Below are 16891 nucleotides of genomic sequence, written 5' to 3' on the forward strand. Positions count from 1 at the left end.
CTGCCTGGAGCAACCGATGAAAAAGACTTTCGCCCTGTTTCTGCTGATGCTGGCTCTGCCTGCCTTTGCCCACCCCGGGCACGACGCCAACCCGCTGCAGGACGGCCTGCTGCACCCGCTGACCGGTCTTGACCACCTGCTGATGCTGCTGGGCACCGGTGTGCTCGCCGCGCTGACCCGGCGCAGCCTGACGCTACCCCTGGCAACCCTGGCGGCGATGTTCGGCGGCGCGGTGTGCGGCCACCTGTTCGGCGATGTACTGGGTATGGAAACCCTGATCGCCCTGTCGCTGCTGGTGGCTGCGGGTGCAGTGCTGCTGCCCAGCCGCCAGCTGCTGCTGGCAATGGCCATGCCGGTGTTCGCCCTGTTCCATGGCTGGGCCCATGGCGTGGAAGCCACGCCAAGCGCGTTCTGGCAGTTCAGCGCCGGCTTCGTCACGGTCAGCGGCCTGTTGCTGGCGGCCGGCTTTGCGGTCGGTTGCCTGTTGCGCAGGCATAGCGGCCTGCAGAAGGCCTTTGGCGGCGGCCTGCTGGCCGGCGCCGCGCTGGTACTGGCTGGTTGATGGACAGCGACCTGGCGCTGTTGCGCCTGCTGCAGCTGGCCAGCCCTGGCTTGCCGGTGGGTGGCTTCACCTACTCGCAAGGCCTGGAATGGGCGGTCGAGGCGGGCTGGGTACGGGACGTAGATGGTTTCGCTGCCTGGCAGCGCGAGCAGATCGACGACACCCTGGCCTGCCTCGACTGGCCGGTGCTGGCGCGCTTGTACCACGCCTGCCAGGCCGAGGACGCCGAAGCCTTCTGCCACTGGAGCCGCTTTCTGCTGGCCAACCGTGAAACCGCCGAGCTGCGCCTGGAAGAACAGCAGCGCGGCGCGGCGCTGGCACGGCTGCTGGACGGCTGGCAACTGGGCCAGGCGCCGGCCTGGCGGGCCAGCCTCGAACTCACCCAGCTGGGCGGTATGGCCTGGCTGGCTGCGCATTGGGCGATCCCTCTGCGCCAGTTGGCCCTGGGCCACGGTTTTGCCTGGCTGGAGGGCGCGGTAATGGCCGGGGTCAAGCTGGTGCCGTTCGGCCAGCAGGCCGCCCAGACCTTGCTGCGCGACCTGGGGGCAGGGCTGCCCGCGGCCCTCGACCAGGCACTGGGCCTGGGCGATGACCAGCTTGGCGGCGGCCTGCCGTTGCTGGCCATTGCCTCATCGCGACACGAAACCCAATACACCCGTTTGTTCCGTTCCTGAGGACTGCCTGCATGCAAAGCTATCAACAACCCCTGCGCGTCGGTGTCGGCGGCCCGGTCGGCTCCGGCAAGACGGCGCTGCTCGAAGCCTTGTGCAAGGCCATGCGCGACCATTACCAGATCGCAGTGGTCACCAACGATATCTACACCAAGGAAGACCAGCGCATCCTGACCGAAGCCGGGGCCCTCGAGCCGGAGCGCATCGTCGGCGTGGAAACCGGCGGCTGCCCGCACACGGCGATACGTGAAGACGCCTCGATGAACCTGGCGGCGGTCGAAGCACTGGCGCGCAAATTTGGCAACCTCGAGGTGATCTTTGTCGAAAGCGGCGGTGACAACCTGAGTGCCACCTTCAGCCCTGAGCTGGCCGACCTGACTATCTACGTGATCGACGTGGCCGAAGGCGAGAAGATCCCGCGCAAGGGTGGACCAGGGATTACCAAGTCGGACTTCCTGGTGATCAACAAGACCGACCTGGCGCCCTATGTGGGGGCTTCGCTGGAAGTGATGGAGCGCGATACCCAGCGCATGCGCCCGCAGCGGCCATGGACCTTCAGCAACCTGAAGAAGGGCGAGGGGCTGCAGGCGGTGATCGACTTCATCGTCGAGCGCGGGATGCTGGGTGTGCGCGGGTGATGTAACGGGTTGAACGCAGTCTTGACCATGGCGCAATTCCTGTGGGAGCGGGTTTACCCGCGAACACCGGCGCAGCCGGTGCCACCCACCGCGTTGGCTTCTTCGCGGCTAAAGCCGCTCCCACAGGGATATATGTTGCCTCACGTTATGTATGGCAGCAGTGAGGTTTATCCGGCTGCCCGTCATAACGGTCATGGTGCCGCACCCAGTCCATGGTCCCGGCCTCGTTGCGCCCCAGTGGCGCGATGTCGAGGAAGTTGTAGGTGTTGACCAGGATGTCCAGCCCGCGGGCATAGGTCGAGTAGGTGTGGTACACGCTGCCGTCCTGCTCGCGGTAGAACGCACTCAGCCCGGGAAGCTCGCTTTCATCGCCCTCATATGGCTCATAGTTGTACTGCCGCTGGCCCTCGCTGCCGACGCTGACGCCAAAGTCCTCGTTGAAGCCGCTGCCATGTGACGAATACCAGGGGAACTGCCAGCCCATGCGCCGCCGGAATGCCTGGAACTCGGCATACGGCGCACGCGACACCGCCACCAGCGACACGTCGTGATGGGCCAGGTGCAGGTTGGCGCCGTCAAAGTGGTCGGCCAGGAATGAGCAGCCGTGGCAACCTTCGCTCCAGCCTTCGGCGAACATGAAGTGGTAAACCAGCAGTTGGCTGCGGCCTGCGAACAGGTCGGCCAGGCTCAGTTCGCCGTCCGGTCCCTGGAAGCGATAGTCGTGCTCCACCTTGACCCAGGGCAGGGCGCGACGGGCTGCGGACAGCGCGTCGCGGTGGTGGGTGAAGGCCTTTTCGTGCAGCCACAGCTGCCGGCGGGCCGTCAGCCACTGGCTGCGGGAAACCACCGGGTGCCTGCTTTCGCTCGTGCTCATGGTGTTATCTCCACATTGGGGGGATTCACACACTAGTCGAGCACGGGCGGGTTGAATCGACAGGTCGCGGCGGCCCGGCGATGAGTGGTACCGTTCAGCCCGAATGGGCAATATGCCCTTCGGTCAGCTCATCCGCTGCTTCGTCTTCCCCTGGCAGTGCGGTTATCACACTGAAGTCGCTGATTTCCACCTGGCCACCACCATAGCCCAGCAAATGGAAGGAAAACGCCTTGCGCGCTGTCGGGTTGTCGAAGCTGAACTCCATCTCCAGCGGCTCGTCGGCAGTGACTTTCACTTCGTAAGGCAAGCCCAGCGGTACGTCCTGCTCCAGCTGCTTGGCCTTGAGCTGGATATAGGCTGCGCGCTTGGGGTCCAGTGAACGTACCTTGACCCGTACGCGGGTATGCGAACCCTCGGGCATTTCCAGGTACTGGGCGCCGATCAGGTTGTCGGCCCAGTCATCTTTGATGCGCTTGCGCAGCTGGATCGGCGATGGGCCGCCGAACTGGTAACGCAGGTTGAGCGGTGTCTGCAGCAGGGACTGGTCGAGCACCCCGGCGAGGGCACCGATCTGCTGGCCCAGCAGGTTGTCGCCGGGGCCAAGGTAACGTGCCTGGTCGGCGATGAAGCCCTCGCTGGCGTAACGCCGGCAGCGCTGCTGGAAGTCGCACTCGGTGAACACACCCCGGCCGTCGTGATAGCGCAGCATGCCGTTGGTGTAGGAGATCATTTCACGACCGCTGTCGTAATCGCGGTACAGCGAGCGACCGCCGAGCGCCATGGGGATGGGCAGCGCAAAGTAGTCGAGCAGCGAGGTGGCCAGGTCGATATGGCCGTAGGTGCCCCGCTTGATCCGTGGCAACTGCGCCTGCTCCGGCGCCAGGGTGAGGTTGAAGCCCCAGGACGAGGCCAGGCGCACACCGTCGATACCGTGGGACTCGTCGGAAGTCACTACCACCAGGGTGTCCTTGAGTACGCCCTGGCGTTCGAGGTTGTCGAGAAATGCACCGAGTGCATCGTCCAGGTAGGCGACTGCCGCCTGTTTCGGCGTGTCGTAGCGCTCCATGTACTCGAACGGCGCCGAGTAGGGCTGGTGGGTGCCCACGGTGAGCAGGGTCAGCATCCATGGCTTGTCCTGCTTTTGCAGCTGGCCGACGTAGTCCAGCGCACCCTCGAAGAAGGAGCGATCATCCTTGCCCCAGGGGAAGTCCAGGTAGTTCTTGTTGCGGAACCACTCCTGGCCGTGCACCGAGTCAAAGCCGATGTGCGGCATGATGCGGTCCTTGGCCATGAAGCGCAGGCCGGCACCCTGCAGGTAGTGGGTAGTGAAACCGGCCTGGCGCAACTGCGCTGGCAGGCAGGCCTGGTTGCGTTCGTTCTGGGTCAGCAGTTCCATGCCCTTGGGCGTGCCGTTGGCCAGCTTGTCATAGTCACCGCAGAGCATCGCGTAAAGGCCACGGATGGTCTGGTGGGTATGCAGCACGTAGTCCGGGGTGTTCATGCCGCGCTCGGCCCACTGGCTGAGCTTTGGCATCAGCTCTTCGTCGAAGCGGCTGTGCAGGGCCTGGCGGTTGGGCCGCAGGTAGGCCCCGGGGATGCCTTCCACGGTGATGATCAGCAGGTTGCGGGCGTTGCCTGGCCCGGCGAGCAGCCGCTGGCCATGCAGGTCGGACTGGGTCAGGCCGGTACTGGCCAGAGGGGTGAAGGTTTGTGTGCGGCCCATCCAGCCTTCGACCTGGCGCTGCAGGTTGCCGGCCCCGGCCGAAAGCAACTGGTGGGTGAGGTTGTATTGCCGCCATTGGTCGGCGTCGGAAGGTACCAGTTGCTGGCTGCCCCAATGGGCGCCAAACAGCAGCAGCGGAATGGCCCAGGCCTTGCGTGGCAGCGGTTGGCTGCGTTGGCTACGGCTGCGCCAGGCGATGGCCAGCCAGCCCAGCAGGCCGGTGCCCATGATCCAGGGCAGCCAGGCATGTGCCAGGCCGCCACCGGTCGAGTTTTCCATGAACTGCGGGTCGAGCAGGTATGTCAGGTCAGCGCTGGTGGGCAAACGGCCGACCGCGCTGACCAGTTCGGCCGAAGCCACCCAGAGGGCCGCCCAGGCCAGCAATACGGGGAGCGCCAACCACCACGGCCGACGGTGCAGCAGCAAGACCAGCAGGCTGCCGAGTGCGAGGTCGGACAGGTAACCGAGCGGGTTGGACCAACCCAGCATGGCGCGCGTACCCAGTGGGATCACCAGTACCAGGGTCGCCAGGGCGACAAGCCGGGTACGTGGGTGGTCTGACAGGTTCTTCACGAAAACATCCCTTTTGCCATTAAATCGTCATGCAACTGTGCTTGATGATAACAGGCCGTGGCATGGAAGGCGGTCCGGGACAAGACTGGTAACCAAAGCCGGGCCCCTTCGCGCGGGCCCGGCCGAGGGCAAGTATCAGAAGTAGTAGGGGAATTTCAGGCTGAAGGAAAAGTCGGGCGCGTCATCGGTCAGACCAATGGACAGGTTGGGCACGATGGTCAGGTTGTCGGTGGCGGCGAAGGTCATGCCGATGTTGAAGTTGGCTGCGTTGTAGTCGCTGTTGGAAATCGACTGCCAGTCACCGCCATCCGGCTTTATCTTGCTCTTGCGGGCGAACTGGTCGGACACCGAGAACGACATGCTCATCTTCTCGTTCAGGGCAAAGGCGATACCGCCGCCGATCTGCCAGGAGTCGCCCAGCTTCACGTCGCCGGGCACCTTGCTGTTGACCTGTGGGCTGATGTCGCTGAACGAGTCTTCCATGTTGTAGGTGTACGACAGGCTGCCGAACAGCACGGCCGGGTCGAACGTCTTGACCAGCGAGATGCCCGGCGTGATAGACCAGACGCCGTTGCCGGTCGGCAGGCTTTCCGGTACCGACAGGTTGTCGTTGCCCTCGACCTGGCGCAGTTTGATGCCATACGGGTCTTTGCCGGTCGGTGCCTTTATACGCAAGGTAGCGACGGCGTCAGGCCAGGTCTCGTCTTCGTCGAGGAACTTGTAGGCGACGCCGACGTTGACGTCGCCAATTTCCGGGTCGCGGGTTACGGTTTCGTCCGAGGTGGTCGCTCCGGCTCCCCCCGCACCGCCGGAAGAATAGGTGGATTCGCGGTACACCACCGGGACGTTGATGTCGAACTGCCAACGCTGGGCGAGGTTGTAGCGGGCAGTCATGTCCAGGGTCCAGTTATCTGCCTTCACCCGGTCAAGGTTGATACTGCCGAGGAAGATCGAGTCCAGTGCCAGGAAGCCGTTGAGCACCAGCGCCCGAGTATCGTAGTGGGTATAGGTGACACCGGTCTCGAAGCTGAACTTGCCGCCGCCGAAGAAGCCGCTGGCCTCGTCATACAGGTTGGACACGCTCTGTGCCGGTTCGGCGTCGGCGGTCAGCGCCTGACCATAGGAGCTGCCGGTGGTGCCCGGTGCACCCGATGCCACCGTCTGTGCGCCCTTGACCCCTTCGGCCGGGGACCTGACCAAGCGTTTGGGCGGTGGTGCTGCCGGGGTTTCCTCGACCTGGCGTACGCGCTGCTCCAGCACCATCAGCGCTTGCTGCTGGGCTTCGTAGCGACGTTTCAGTTCCATCAGTTCCTGCTTGAGAGCCTCAACCTGTGGGTCGGAGGCGGCGTAGAGCAATGTGGCCGGGGCCAAAGTGGTCAAACACACAAAAGCTTTGAGCGATAAAGATCGGTGCATGGAATTGCCGTCCCTGCCGACTACTTTTGATGAGACTCAGCGTAGATCAGTATCCGAATGTGCGAAGACCTTTGAGCTGATCGAGGCTACCGTTCAGCGACGCGGCTGTAGGCACGCTTTCACGCATCACCACATTGAGCGTGGTGACGTTGTTCACCCGGTTGCCATTGCCCAGCAGCGTCGAGTTCTGCATCAGGCCACCCTGCGCCAGGCGCTGTACGCTGCTGCCCTGGTTGTTGCTGGCATTGATATTGAACCGCACCCCTACGCCGCTGGCAGACACACTCAGCGCACCTGCGCCGTTTTCGCCCGTCAGCGTCTGGCCGTTGGCCAGTGCCTGGCCCTGTGGCTGCGCGGTGGGCGCCTGGTTGGCCTTGGAGACATTGATGGCGACATCGTTGTAGGCGGTGTTGTTGTCGCCAGCGGCGCGTACCACCTGGGTAACACCCTCTGTGGTGTTGAGGCCGGCACCGCCCGTGACGGTGCCGGTACCTGGTGCGGTGGATCCAGCTGACGCTGTGCCAGTGCCGCTTTCGTCGATCAACGACACATAGAATTGCGGTTTGATGGTCGACTGCTGAATCTGCATCGTGCTCGTGGCACCGATCACGTCCCCTTTGGCATTCTGCCAGGTGCTGGACATGACAATGCCGAAACTCACGATCCGCCCCGGCATCACGTAGCGGCCACGCAGGGTCGCCAACTCATGGTCCTTCAGCTCGATGGGCTTGAACGTTTCGGCATGGGTGGGAAGGCTGACAGCCAGGCATGCGATCGCGAGCCAGAATGGGTTCTTCATTGGGGTGCTCCCCGGAGCCTCGTGCTCCTTGTCGTTGCAAGAGTCGTTAGAAGAAGTCGCTTTTGATGAAACCGAAGTCCAGCAGCTCTGCATCCTGCACCGGGGTGAAGTTGTTCACCCGGCCCTTGGCGGTCAGCGGCAGGGGCGGGTCGAGCAGGATGTTGTTCTTGTCGTAGCCTTGGCCGATGACGGCGAAGATGATGCCGTTCCAGCCCTTGAGAAAATCTTCGACCTTGTAGCGCTTGTGGCCCAGTACCGGGTCACCGATATACACCCAACCCTTGTCGACCTTCTGCATGACCACGAAGTGCTTGTAGCCGCGCACGTCCATCAGCACCACGACCGGGATGCGCACGCTGTGCAGGGTCTCGGGTGCCACCCGGTAGCCGCGGGCACGCATCCCCAGGCTTTCCACGTAGCGTTTCATGTCGAGCATCGAGAAGCCTTGCGTGCGCACCAGGTCCTGGTCGGCGTGGGCCAGCATGCCTTCGATGATCTGTTGCTCGTCCACATCCAGCCAGTAGGCCTGGCGCAGGATGGTGGCCAGCGCGGCGGCGCCGCAGCTGAAGTCGGTTTTCTGTTGCACCAGGTCGGCGAACTTGCGCTCGCGTATGCTCTGGATGGGCTTGAACACCACAGCGCCGCCCGGCAGGACGGACAGCGGCATTTGTGCAGCTTCGCTCATGCTGGCCAGGCACAGCAAAAACGCCAGGGCAATGATGCGCATGATCGGATGCCTTCCGGTTCTGTTGAAGAAAGGCCCCCCGAAGGGGGCCTCAAGCACAGCGATCAGAACGAGGTGTTGGAGATGGCCAGCGAGTTGCTCTGCTGGTTGCCCACACCGGCTGCCACGTTCACGCCCAGGTTGCCACTGCCGCCATTCACCGAACCACTAAGGGTTGCAGTGTTGGTAACAGGGTTTGCCCATCCGGTAGGGGTCAGCACTTGGAAGGACACGGTATTGCTCAAGTCGTAGGCACTGCTTTCGCTGTAGCTCTTCGACACGTCGTTCGACGATTGAGACGATTTCTCGCCAGACTTTTCAAACGCCGATTCCGATGCATTGGCATAGGACGACTCGTGAGCCTTCTCATACGAGGAGTCGCGAGACTTCTCGTAGCTCGATTGGCGAGCCTTGTCATACGACGAGTCGAATGCCTTCTCGAACGACTTGTCGTAAGAGCTTTCCCGCGAGTGGTCGACATCCACATTGAGCGATGCATTGAGCGAGGCATCGAAGCTGTCGGTGCGAGTGCGCTCGTGACGGCCGTAATCGGTGGTCGTGGTGCGGGTCGCATCGGCTGCCGCGGCCAAGGAGGCGCTCAGGCTGGCACTGCTGGACGAACTGGCGTTGCCGGCCATCGAACCACTGGCGTTCCAGCTGTTGGAGCCGCTGGCAGTGGAACTGTGCGAACCACTGGCGTTCATGCTGCTCGAACCGCTGGAGTTCCAGCCACTGGAGCCACTGGAGCTGGCACTTCGCGAGCCGGCCACGCTGAAGCTCGATGACGAGCTGCGGTCGTCGGTCGAATTGAACGTGCCCTCACGCGAGCTGGAACCGCTCTTGGTGGTGGTGATGGTCAGCGTATCCACCCGGTAGGTGCGGTCGGCGCCGTTGTTCACCGTCAGGCCTGGGCCGTTCTGGTCGGCAGAGGCGGTGGCAGTGGCATTGCCCAGCGGGGCACCGGTGTTGGCGATGGCCATGGTGTTCTTCTGCTGGTTCAGGTCGCCGCCAGCGATGTTGATGCCGACGTTACCCTCCGCACCATCGGCCGAGCCGGCCATGACTGCCGAGTTCTGGGTGGACCAGTTGTCGACACGGTTGTTGTTGCTGAACTGGCGAACGTCAGCGGTGGCTTCGGCGGTGCCGAACACGAAGCTGTTGTCCAGGCTGGACTCGGACGATGCATTGGCAATAGCCGCAGCATTGTCCTGCTGGTTGCCGTTACCGGCTGCCACGTTGACACCCACGTTGCCGCTTGCACCTGTGGCCGAGCTGCTCATTTCGGCTTCGTTGATGGTGCCTTGGTTGGTGATGGTGTTACCCGTGCTGCGTTGGCTGTCCATGGCGTTGGCTGTGGCATAAACAGGGATCCGGGTGGGAGGAGGGGTGTGATGCCCGTTATTGTGGTGACCATTGTGGTGCCCGCCACGCCGGTCGTTCTGATCAGCTTGTACAGCAACAGCCATGACCGCAGCAATTGCGAAAACCAGAGGCTTGATTGCCATCGAGGGTTTCATGGTGATTCTCCGTACTTTTAGGTTAAGTGTTGTTCTTAACTGGATGGGTCAATCCGCGACCCGGATGCTCAAGGTGTTGGCCATTCGGTTTCCCACCCCGGCACTCTGGTTCAACTGAATCACTCCACGGCTACCGGTGAAGGCCTGGTCACTGGTGGTGACCTGGCGATTGCCAGTTGAAGTGTCAATCGGACCGGAGTTGTTGAGCAGCGCCACGTTCTGTTGCATGAGGACGCTGTCGTCGATGCTTTGCGGCTGGGCACCGAGACTGATGCTCAGTGCGTTCGCTTGCTGGGTGTTGGCGCCGGCGCTCTGGTTGACCCCCAGGGCGCCGCTACCGTTGCTGAAGGCGTCGCCCTGTATGGTCGAGCGCGCGTCCATCGCGGAAGTTGCGGGGGCGTTCAGCCGTTGGCGGATCTGCGTGGTGGCGCCAGCCTCGGGCCCTGCGGCGAAGGCGCGCGCGTTGGCCTGTTGCTGTAGGTCGCCGGCTGCCTGGTTGACCGACAGGTTGCCCTGGTAACGGCTGCCCGAGCTGTCGATGTCGGCGTTGTTGATCACGGGGACCGGGGATTGCGCGAAGGCCGATGTACTGCACAGCGTGACCAGGATCAGCAGCGTGTGCTTCATCTCACTTGCCTCCGGTCAGGATCTGCAGCGGCGCCAGGCCGCGCTGCACACTCGAGTTGACCATGTTCGAGATGCCATTTCCCGAGCCTGTACCGCGGCCACCGGCCAGGTTGGGCAGTTGGGATTGGTTATTGAGGTTGCCGCCCAGGTTGTTGGTCTGCTGGGTAATCAGGGTGCTGATGCCCGCACCGCTGCTGATGTTGGCGAAGTCGCCATCACTCAGTTCGTTGGTTTGCTTGAGGATGTGAGCGGAAGGATTGGCATTGACGGTGGTGGGGTTGGGGTCGGGTCTTAACGGCGGGACCATAGCGTTGCGTGTCTGCACATCACGGGTTATCACGATGATGCCGTTGTCGGCCTGGGCCGTCAGGCTCAACGAACCCAGCACATAGCCCATCAGCAGCAGGTGATAAAGGCGTTTGTCAGTTTTCCTCACGACGGCAACTCCTTCAATGAGCGCTGGCCCTGTTCAGCGATGTGAACGACGGAGCAGAAGGTGTGCCGCTTTCGAGAAGCGGTTTCAGATCAAAAGGTTAAGGTAGGCACCATGACAAGCTGCGGCATATTCTGTCTCAGGGCTGAAACAGGCAGCCGCGAGTGGTGCAGGCAAAGTCAGTGCTGGCCTTGATTGGAAGGGTTTTTGCAAGAGTGTTTCAGCGCCTTGACATTACTTTCGACGCCCCGCAAGACCTCATGTTTTCAGGGGCTTCGCCCCACAAGGGTGTGTCAGTGGGTTAACACTCGGTGGGGCAGGATGGCGTATTGCTATCAATGAGCTTAGCGACTGTTTGCAGTGCCAGCAACTGGCGTTGTGGCCAATTGCCCTCAATTATTTTGTACGCTTGCTCATGCCGTTGCAGCCAGTGCAGGCTGTCGTCGAAAAAGCGCTGGCGGTCGCGCAGTTCGGGCTGGCTGCGCTGGCCATCGGCAACCCAATCCACGCCTTGCGGGCTCAGCAGCAGGTGCAGGTGGTAATGCCGCGCCAGCAACGACTGTTCCAGCCAGGCCGGGCAGTCGCCGAACAGGGCGTGGCTCCAGAGCATGTTGCTGAGCAGGTGAGTGTCGAGAATCAGTAGCGACGGTGCCTGCTCACGGGCCTGGTCTTCCCAGGCCAGCTGACCACGAGCGATGGCAGGGATATCGGCATAGCAGGTGTCGCGGCGTTCCTGATCGATGAAGTGGCGCACGTATTCGGCCACCACCACGCCGCCGAAATGCGCCTGGATCACACCGCTCAGCCAGCTCTTGCCGCTGGATTCCGGGCCGCACAGCACCAGTACTTTCATGGATTGTGCCGCGCTCATGGCTGCACCAACGCCGGGTCACGGCGCCATTCCAGCCAGCCGCGCACGGCAATCAGTGTGAGCACGGCGAAGAAACCGGCGGTGAAGTACAACTGCTGGTGCAGGTACTGGCCCACGTAGACGATATCTACCACTACCCACAGCGGCCAGCACTGCAGGCGCTTCTGCGCCATCCACAGTTGTGCCACCAGGCTGAAGCCGGTCAGGGTGGCGTCCAGCCAGGGCAGGGCGGCGTCGGTCCAGGTTGCCATCGCCGCGCCCAAGGTGGCGCTCAACAGCACCCCGCCGGCCAAACCGACGAGCAATGCCGGGCGCTGCAGGCGGGTGACCTGGCGGGCGTCTTCAGCATGGCCCGGGCGCTTCCATTGCCACCAGCCGTAGACCTGCAGGATGGCATAGGCCAGTTGCAGCAACATGCCGGAGTACAGCTTCACCTCGTAGAACAGCCAGCCATAGATCAGCACCATGACCAGACCAATGGGCCAGCACCAGGCGTTCTGCTTGACCGTGAGCCAGACAGCGGTGACGCCGAGGACGGCGGCGATGAGTTCAAGGCCGGACATCGGCGATCCTTGGAGACTACGAGGAGGGGCGCGATTGTAGCTGGTCGGCCAAAGAAGGTGTAGGGCGTTGGGGCCTTTGGGGCCACTCCCATAGGACTGCACATAACTTTGAGTCAGCAGGGATCCTGTGGGAGCGGCTTTAGCCGCGAACACCGGCGCAGCCGGTGCCAAGCACTGCGCTGGGTTCTTCGCGGCTAAAGCCGCTCCCACAGGGTACGCGGATTGCTTGCAATTTCAGTTATCTAGGCGACAGCGCAGCCCAAAGGGCTTGGCCATCTCCCACTGGGGCTTGGCCTTATACGCGGAACTGCCGCAACAACTGCTCCAGCTCTTCGCTCAGCTGCCCCAGCGCCATCCCGGCATCGCTGGACTGCCGCGCCGCATCGGCGGTCTGCTGAGACAACCCGGCAGTATCCAGCACGTTGCGGTTGATCTCTTCTACCACGTGCGACTGCTGCAAGGTGGCGCTGGCGATGGAGGCATTCAACGCCGTGAGGTTGTTCAGTGATTGGTTGATGGCATCCAGGCTGGCACCGGCCTCGCGGGCCTGCTCGACCGTCTGGCGCGAGGCCTCGCTGCTGGTGTCGATGGCTTTGACCGCAGCGTCCGACTGGCTTTGCAGGTGCTCGATCATGGTATGGATCTCGGCAGTCGACTGCGCCGTGCGCTGGGCCAACAGGCGCACCTCGTCGGCGACCACGGCAAAGCCACGGCCCTGCTCTCCGGCCCGCGCCGCCTCGATGGCCGCATTCAACGCCAGCAGGTTGGTCTGTTCGGCGATGGAGCGGATCACATCCAGTACACCACCGATGCGCGTGCTGTGCCCGGCCAGTTCACGGATCACCTGCACGGCCTGGTCGATGGTCAGCGACAGCCGGTCGATCTGCGCCAGGCTGCCGTGAATGGCCTCCTGGCCGTGTGCCACTTGCTGTTGCGCGGTACGCATTTCACCAGCGGCCTGCTCGGCGGTCTTGGCCACGTCTTGCACGGCGTAAGTCACTTCGTTGACCGCAGTGGCCACCTGGTCCATCTGCAGCGACTGTTGGGCGCTGTGCTGCTGCGCGGCACCGGCGTTGTCGCCGACATGCCCGGCGGACCGGGCCAGGGCATGGGCCGCGCCTTGTAACTGGCCGACCACGCCTTGCAGCTTGCCATTGAAGCGGTTGAAGTGCTCGCCCAGGTGGGTGATTTCGTCACGGCCGTGAGTATCCAGGCGTCGAGTCAGGTCGCTTTCTCCACTGGCGATGTTGCCCATGGCCTGCACTGCTTCCTGCAACGGGCGGGCGATGCTGCGCGCAATCAGCATGACCACCAGCGCCATCAGCAGGGCGATGGCCACGCCCACCAGCGAGGCGTCGCGCAACTGGCGGGTGAATTCGGCCTGCACGTCATCGACGTACACGCCTGAGCCGATGATCCAGCCCCAGGGCTTGAACAGCTGGATGTAGGACGTCTTGGCCACCGGCTCGCTGGCACCGGGCTTGGGCCAGCGGTAGTTGACCGGCCCGGCGTCCTGCTGCCGAGCCAGGGCGACCATCTCGTTGAACACGGCAAAGCCGTCGGGGTCGCGGATGGCCGACAGGTCCTGGCCGTCGAGCTTGGGGTTGGCCGGATGCATGATCATCTTCGGCCCCAGGTCGTTGATCCAGAAGTAGTCATCGTGGTCGTAGCGCAGCGCCCGCACCACTTGCAGCGCCTGTTGCTGGGCCGCTTCACGGCTGAGCGTGCCGGCTGCCTCCAGCCCTTGGTAATAGGCCAGCACACCGGCTGCGGTCTGCACCACGTGGCGGGTTTTCTCCGCTTTGGCCTGGTACAGGTCACCGTGGATCTGGCGCAGCATCAGCAGGCCCAATACCACCAGCATGGCCACCGCCACCAAAAGGATCAGCCACAGACGGCGGCTGATAGACATCGATCTCAGGGTTTTCATACCACAGCTCCCGCATTGTTCTTTTTATTCAGGCGCATCCAAGCATGCTTTGCGCGAGGCCCCCACACGACTAATGGCTAAGTGCTATCCATTCAATAGTCTGCAGCAGTTTGTACAAGGTGATTGCGAAGGCGCTCTGCTAGGATTTCGGCCGCGCAAGATGAAACCTTTAGGCGGCGTGAACTTTTCTACTGGCATTACGCCCAACAGTCGCTGTAAAACAGCCGGGCCGCGCGCGGCAATTTCAAGCAAATCAAGAACAAGGGGCCTGCAACGAGCAGTGCTCTATCGGGGGAACGATGGATTTTTGGACTGCCTTCCAGGCAATCATCTTAGGCGTGGTCGAAGGGCTGACGGAGTTTCTGCCAATCTCCAGTACCGGTCACCAGATCATCGTCGCCGACCTGATCGGGTTTGGTGGCGAACGGGCCATGGCTTTCAACATCATCATTCAGCTGGCGGCGATCCTGGCGGTGGTGTGGGAGTTTCGCGGCAAGATCTTCGACGTGGTCTTCGGCCTGACCAGCCAGCCCACGGCGCGGCGTTTCACCGGTAACCTGTTGCTGGCGTTCCTGCCGGCAGTGGTGCTGGGCGTGCTGTTCGCCGACCTGATCCACGAATACCTGTTCAACCCGATCACCGTGGCGGCTGCGTTGGTGGTGGGCGGGGTGATCATGCTCTGGGCCGAGCGCCGCGAGCACCGTGTGGAGGTGGACCACGTGGACGACATGCGCTGGAGCCACGCGCTGAAGATCGGCTTCATCCAGTGCCTGGCGATGATCCCGGGCACTTCACGCTCCGGTTCGACGATTATCGGTGGCCTGCTGTTCGGCCTGTCGCGCAAGGCGGCGACCGAGTTCTCGTTCTTCCTGGCGATGCCGACCATGGTCGGTGCGGCGGTGTATTCGGGCTACAAGTACCGCGACCTGTTCCAGCCCGGCGACCTGCCGGTATTTGCCATCGGCTTCGTGACCTCGTTCATCTTTGCCATGATTGCCGTGCGTGGCCTGCTCAAGTTCATTGCCAACCACAGCTACGCGGCGTTCGCCTGGTATCGCATTGCCTTTGGCCTGCTGATTCTGGCGACCTGGCAGTTCGGCTGGGTCGACTGGGCGACGGCCCATGGCTGAGGTGGCACGGGGGCAAAGGGTAGAGGGCGTACGTAATGTGCGCCTGAAGCTGCTGCTGTTGGGCCTGCTGTGCCTGCTGCCCGCCCTGGGCGCGGCGCGCATGGCCTGGGTCGACCAAGCCTGGTGGCCGCTGGCGTTGTACCCGGCAATGAGCCTGATCAGCCTGCTGCTGTATTGGCAGGATAAACAGCAGGCGCGTACCCAGGCCTGGCGTACGCCCGAGAAGGTGCTGCATGCCAGTGAGCTGCTGGGCGGCTGGCCTGGTGCACTGCTGGCGCAGCAGATGTATCGACACAAGACCCGCAAGGTGTCGTACCAGCTGGTGTTCTGGGGGATTGTGCTGGTGCACCAGGTGTTCTGGGCGGACTGGCTGTTTCTTGGCGGGCGGTATCTGCCCTTCAGTTGATATGTGATTGTGCCGGCCCTTTCGCGGGTAAACCCGCTCCTACAGGTACAGCACAAGACTTCAGACCAGTGGAGAACCCTGTGGGAGCGGGTTTACCCGCGAAAGGGCCTGCACAGGGAATTCACAATAGCAATCCCACCTGCAACCGCTTTGGCAACCGCCGCACCACCAGCTGGTGCGAGCGTTGCAACAGATCACACAGTTCATCACGCCCCAGCGGGTAGGGTGATGCCATGCTGATCCACCGCGCCCGTGCCAGATACGGCGCAGGCCGCACCCCCGGGCGGTCGCAGTAGCCAAGAAACAGTTCGTCGGCCACTTTGAACGATAACCCCGCACCCGCCAGGTCGAGCACCGCGAACATCTTGTTGCCTGCCACGGAGAACACCCGGATGCCGCCCCATTTGTAGTCTTCCCGTGCACCCGGCAGGCTCAGGCAGAACGCTGCCACCTGGGCTTCGCTCATGTTTCGCTCAGACATACTTTTCTCCACAGGCCTCGAACGACGCCGCCAGGTGGTCGATCCATACCCGTACCGCAGGCAGCAAGCCGCGCCGGTGCGGGTACACCGCCTGCAGGTAGCCACCCGGCAGCGACCAGTCCGGCAGCAGGCGCACCAGTTCGCCGCGCGCCAGTTCTTCTTCACAGAACATGCTGGGCAGCGCGGTAAACCCGAGGCCTGCCCGTACAGCAGCATTACGTACTACGAAATCATCAATGGCAAGGCGCGGTTCCAGGGCGATTTCCTGCTGTTTGCCGTGGGGGCCGAACAGGCGGAAGTGTACCAGCCGGTCCGCCTCGGCAGCGCCCAGCACCGGCAATGATGCCAGTTGGCCCGGTTCGCGGATGTGGTCGGCGAAACCGGGCGCTGCAACCAGTTGCATCTGCGCCTGGCGCAGGCGGCGGGTGACCAGGGCCGGGTCTTCATCGCCCAGGTCGCGTACGCGCAGGGCCACATCGATTCCTTCGGAAATCAGGTCGACCCGGCGGTTGAGCAGCACCATGTCCAGTTGCACCAGCGGGTACTGCGCGAGAAAGCGGCTGATCACATCCGGCAGAAAGGCGTGGGCCAATGCCACCGGGCACGACACCCGCAAGCGCCCGCGCGGTTCGCTGCTCATGCTGGCCACGGCTTCGTCGGCGGCTTCGGCTTCCAGCAGCATGGCCTGGCAGTGGTGCAGGTAGCGCTCGCCCACTGCGGTGAGCTTCAGTTGCCGTGTAGTGCGTTGCAGCAGGCGCGTGCCCAGGCGTTCTTCTAGCTCGGCGATACGCCGCGAAAGGCGCGATTTGGGGATGCCCAGCTGGCGGCCGGCTGCGGCGAAACCGCCGGCTTCGACTACTCGGGCGAAGTAGAAAAGGTCGTTGAGGTCTTGCATGGGAATGTCTCACTGTTCCACCAGCAGGACAAACTAACGCATTTTTGCTGCCTTATCA

The 16891-nt window shown here is 62.9% G+C and carries 18 protein-coding genes and 1 pseudogene; 5 read left to right on the top strand and 14 right to left on the bottom strand.

Annotated features, from left to right (window positions below; genetic code table 11):
* Positions 1 to 16: 16 nt before the first annotated feature.
* Genes NY023_RS13205 through ureG form a run of 3 tightly spaced genes read left to right on the top strand, consistent with a single transcriptional unit; the run spans position 17 to position 1871 of the window.
* A complete protein-coding gene (locus NY023_RS13205) occupies positions 17 to 562 on the top strand; it encodes a HupE/UreJ family protein (protein WP_013972451.1) in 546 nt (181 codons plus the stop codon).
* Positions 562 to 1236, top strand: a complete 675-nt coding sequence (locus tag NY023_RS13210) for an urease accessory protein UreF (RefSeq protein WP_013972452.1) — start codon at positions 562 to 564, stop codon at positions 1234 to 1236. The genes NY023_RS13205 and NY023_RS13210 overlap by 1 nt, the downstream gene beginning before the upstream one ends.
* Positions 1237 to 1247: 11 nt before the next feature.
* Positions 1248 to 1871: an urease accessory protein UreG gene (gene ureG / locus NY023_RS13215; protein ID WP_010953755.1), complete on the top strand. Its 624-nt coding sequence runs from the start codon at positions 1248 to 1250 to the stop codon at positions 1869 to 1871.
* A 145-nt stretch (positions 1872 to 2016) separates the two neighbouring features.
* Here ureG and NY023_RS13220 read toward each other — a convergent pair whose 3' ends face one another.
* The 12 genes and pseudogenes from NY023_RS13220 to mcpP form a co-directional block, all read right to left on the bottom strand.
* Complete coding sequence (locus NY023_RS13220; RefSeq protein WP_044047027.1) at positions 2017 to 2745, bottom strand: DUF899 domain-containing protein; 729 nt, start codon at positions 2743 to 2745, stop codon at positions 2017 to 2019.
* A 94-nt stretch (positions 2746 to 2839) separates the two neighbouring features.
* Positions 2840 to 5041, bottom strand: a complete 2202-nt coding sequence (locus NY023_RS13225) for an LTA synthase family protein (RefSeq protein WP_013972454.1) — start codon at positions 5039 to 5041, stop codon at positions 2840 to 2842.
* 135 nt (positions 5042 to 5176) lie between these two features.
* On the bottom strand, positions 5177 to 6457 hold the full coding sequence (locus NY023_RS13230; RefSeq protein WP_039612958.1) for a transporter: 1281 nt from the start codon (positions 6455 to 6457) through the stop codon (positions 5177 to 5179).
* Between the two features lie 46 nt (positions 6458 to 6503).
* Positions 6504 to 7256, bottom strand: coding sequence for a hypothetical protein (locus NY023_RS13235; RefSeq protein WP_013972456.1), 753 nt, complete (start codon positions 7254 to 7256; stop codon positions 6504 to 6506).
* Positions 7257 to 7302: 46 nt separating this feature from the next.
* On the bottom strand, positions 7303 to 7983 hold the full coding sequence (locus NY023_RS13240) for a C39 family peptidase (RefSeq protein ID WP_013972457.1): 681 nt from the start codon (positions 7981 to 7983) through the stop codon (positions 7303 to 7305).
* 62 nt (positions 7984 to 8045) lie between these two features.
* The gene (locus NY023_RS13245; RefSeq protein WP_024087028.1) at positions 8046 to 9497 is read right to left on the bottom strand and encodes a hypothetical protein; all 1452 of its coding nucleotides are present in this window, start codon (positions 9495 to 9497) and stop codon (positions 8046 to 8048) included.
* A 48-nt stretch (positions 9498 to 9545) separates the two neighbouring features.
* Positions 9546 to 10124: a hypothetical protein gene (locus tag NY023_RS13250; protein ID WP_013972459.1), complete on the bottom strand. Its 579-nt coding sequence runs from the start codon at positions 10122 to 10124 to the stop codon at positions 9546 to 9548.
* Between the two features lies 1 nt (position 10125).
* Positions 10126 to 10560, bottom strand: a complete 435-nt coding sequence (locus tag NY023_RS13255; protein ID WP_013972460.1) for a hypothetical protein — start codon at positions 10558 to 10560, stop codon at positions 10126 to 10128.
* 298 nt (positions 10561 to 10858) lie between these two features.
* Positions 10859 to 11428, bottom strand: coding sequence for an AAA family ATPase (locus NY023_RS13260; RefSeq protein WP_013972461.1), 570 nt, complete (start codon positions 11426 to 11428; stop codon positions 10859 to 10861).
* Complete coding sequence (gene pnuC / locus NY023_RS13265) at positions 11425 to 11991, bottom strand: nicotinamide riboside transporter PnuC (protein WP_013972462.1); 567 nt, start codon at positions 11989 to 11991, stop codon at positions 11425 to 11427. Before pnuC ends, NY023_RS13260 begins: the two co-directional genes overlap by 4 nt.
* 295 nt (positions 11992 to 12286) lie before the next feature.
* Positions 12287 to 13021: a methyl-accepting chemotaxis protein gene (locus NY023_RS27735; RefSeq protein ID WP_404940922.1), complete on the bottom strand. Its 735-nt coding sequence runs from the start codon at positions 13019 to 13021 to the stop codon at positions 12287 to 12289.
* Positions 13022 to 13207: 186 nt separating this feature from the next.
* Positions 13208 to 13921: pseudogene (gene mcpP / locus NY023_RS27740) on the bottom strand (methyl-accepting chemotaxis protein McpP); the annotation flags it as partial.
* Positions 13922 to 14220: 299 nt separating this feature from the next.
* Between mcpP and NY023_RS13275 the strand changes: the two are divergent.
* Positions 14221 to 15051: an undecaprenyl-diphosphate phosphatase gene (locus tag NY023_RS13275; protein ID WP_003258998.1), complete on the top strand. Its 831-nt coding sequence runs from the start codon at positions 14221 to 14223 to the stop codon at positions 15049 to 15051.
* On the top strand, positions 15044 to 15457 hold the full coding sequence (locus NY023_RS13280; RefSeq protein WP_044047028.1) for a DUF1294 domain-containing protein: 414 nt from the start codon (positions 15044 to 15046) through the stop codon (positions 15455 to 15457). The genes NY023_RS13275 and NY023_RS13280 overlap by 8 nt, the downstream gene beginning before the upstream one ends.
* A gap of 121 nt (positions 15458 to 15578) precedes the next feature.
* On the opposite strand, the gene NY023_RS13285 is transcribed toward NY023_RS13280, so the two are convergent.
* Together NY023_RS13285 and NY023_RS13290 are read right to left on the bottom strand one after the other, a co-directional pair.
* Positions 15579 to 15938 (bottom strand): MmcQ/YjbR family DNA-binding protein, encoded by a 360-nt coding sequence (locus NY023_RS13285; RefSeq protein ID WP_044047029.1) that lies wholly within the window; start codon positions 15936 to 15938, stop codon positions 15579 to 15581.
* Positions 15931 to 16833, bottom strand: a complete 903-nt coding sequence (locus tag NY023_RS13290) for a LysR substrate-binding domain-containing protein (protein ID WP_013972466.1) — start codon at positions 16831 to 16833, stop codon at positions 15931 to 15933. Before NY023_RS13290 ends, NY023_RS13285 begins: the two co-directional genes overlap by 8 nt.
* Positions 16834 to 16891: the final 58 nt, after the last annotated feature.

The organism is Pseudomonas sp. NBB, assembly GCF_032701105.1.
Lineage (GTDB): Bacteria > Pseudomonadota > Gammaproteobacteria > Pseudomonadales > Pseudomonadaceae > Aquipseudomonas > Aquipseudomonas asiatica.

Coding starts and splice junctions, on each gene's coding strand:
- NY023_RS13205 (WP_013972451.1), top strand. CDS start 17: ATGAAAAAGACTTTCGCCCTGTTTCTGCTGATGCTGGCTCTGCCTGCC.
- NY023_RS13210 (WP_013972452.1), top strand. CDS start 562: ATGGACAGCGACCTGGCGCTGTTGCGCCTGCTGCAGCTGGCCAGCCCT.
- ureG (WP_010953755.1), top strand. CDS start 1,248: ATGCAAAGCTATCAACAACCCCTGCGCGTCGGTGTCGGCGGCCCGGTC.
- NY023_RS13220 (WP_044047027.1), bottom strand. CDS start 2,745: ATGAGCACGAGCGAAAGCAGGCACCCGGTGGTTTCCCGCAGCCAGTGG.
- NY023_RS13230 (WP_039612958.1), bottom strand. CDS start 6,457: ATGCACCGATCTTTATCGCTCAAAGCTTTTGTGTGTTTGACCACTTTG.
- NY023_RS13235 (WP_013972456.1), bottom strand. CDS start 7,256: ATGAAGAACCCATTCTGGCTCGCGATCGCATGCCTGGCTGTCAGCCTT.
- NY023_RS13240 (WP_013972457.1), bottom strand. CDS start 7,983: ATGCGCATCATTGCCCTGGCGTTTTTGCTGTGCCTGGCCAGCATGAGC.
- NY023_RS13245 (WP_024087028.1), bottom strand. CDS start 9,497: ATGAAACCCTCGATGGCAATCAAGCCTCTGGTTTTCGCAATTGCTGCG.
- NY023_RS13250 (WP_013972459.1), bottom strand. CDS start 10,124: ATGAAGCACACGCTGCTGATCCTGGTCACGCTGTGCAGTACATCGGCC.
- NY023_RS13260 (WP_013972461.1), bottom strand. CDS start 11,428: ATGAGCGCGGCACAATCCATGAAAGTACTGGTGCTGTGCGGCCCGGAA.
- pnuC (WP_013972462.1), bottom strand. CDS start 11,991: ATGTCCGGCCTTGAACTCATCGCCGCCGTCCTCGGCGTCACCGCTGTC.
- NY023_RS27735 (WP_404940922.1), bottom strand. CDS start 13,021: ATGGACCAGGTGGCCACTGCGGTCAACGAAGTGACTTACGCCGTGCAA.
- NY023_RS13275 (WP_003258998.1), top strand. CDS start 14,221: ATGGATTTTTGGACTGCCTTCCAGGCAATCATCTTAGGCGTGGTCGAA.
- NY023_RS13280 (WP_044047028.1), top strand. CDS start 15,044: ATGGCTGAGGTGGCACGGGGGCAAAGGGTAGAGGGCGTACGTAATGTG.
- NY023_RS13285 (WP_044047029.1), bottom strand. CDS start 15,938: ATGTCTGAGCGAAACATGAGCGAAGCCCAGGTGGCAGCGTTCTGCCTG.
- NY023_RS13290 (WP_013972466.1), bottom strand. CDS start 16,833: ATGCAAGACCTCAACGACCTTTTCTACTTCGCCCGAGTAGTCGAAGCC.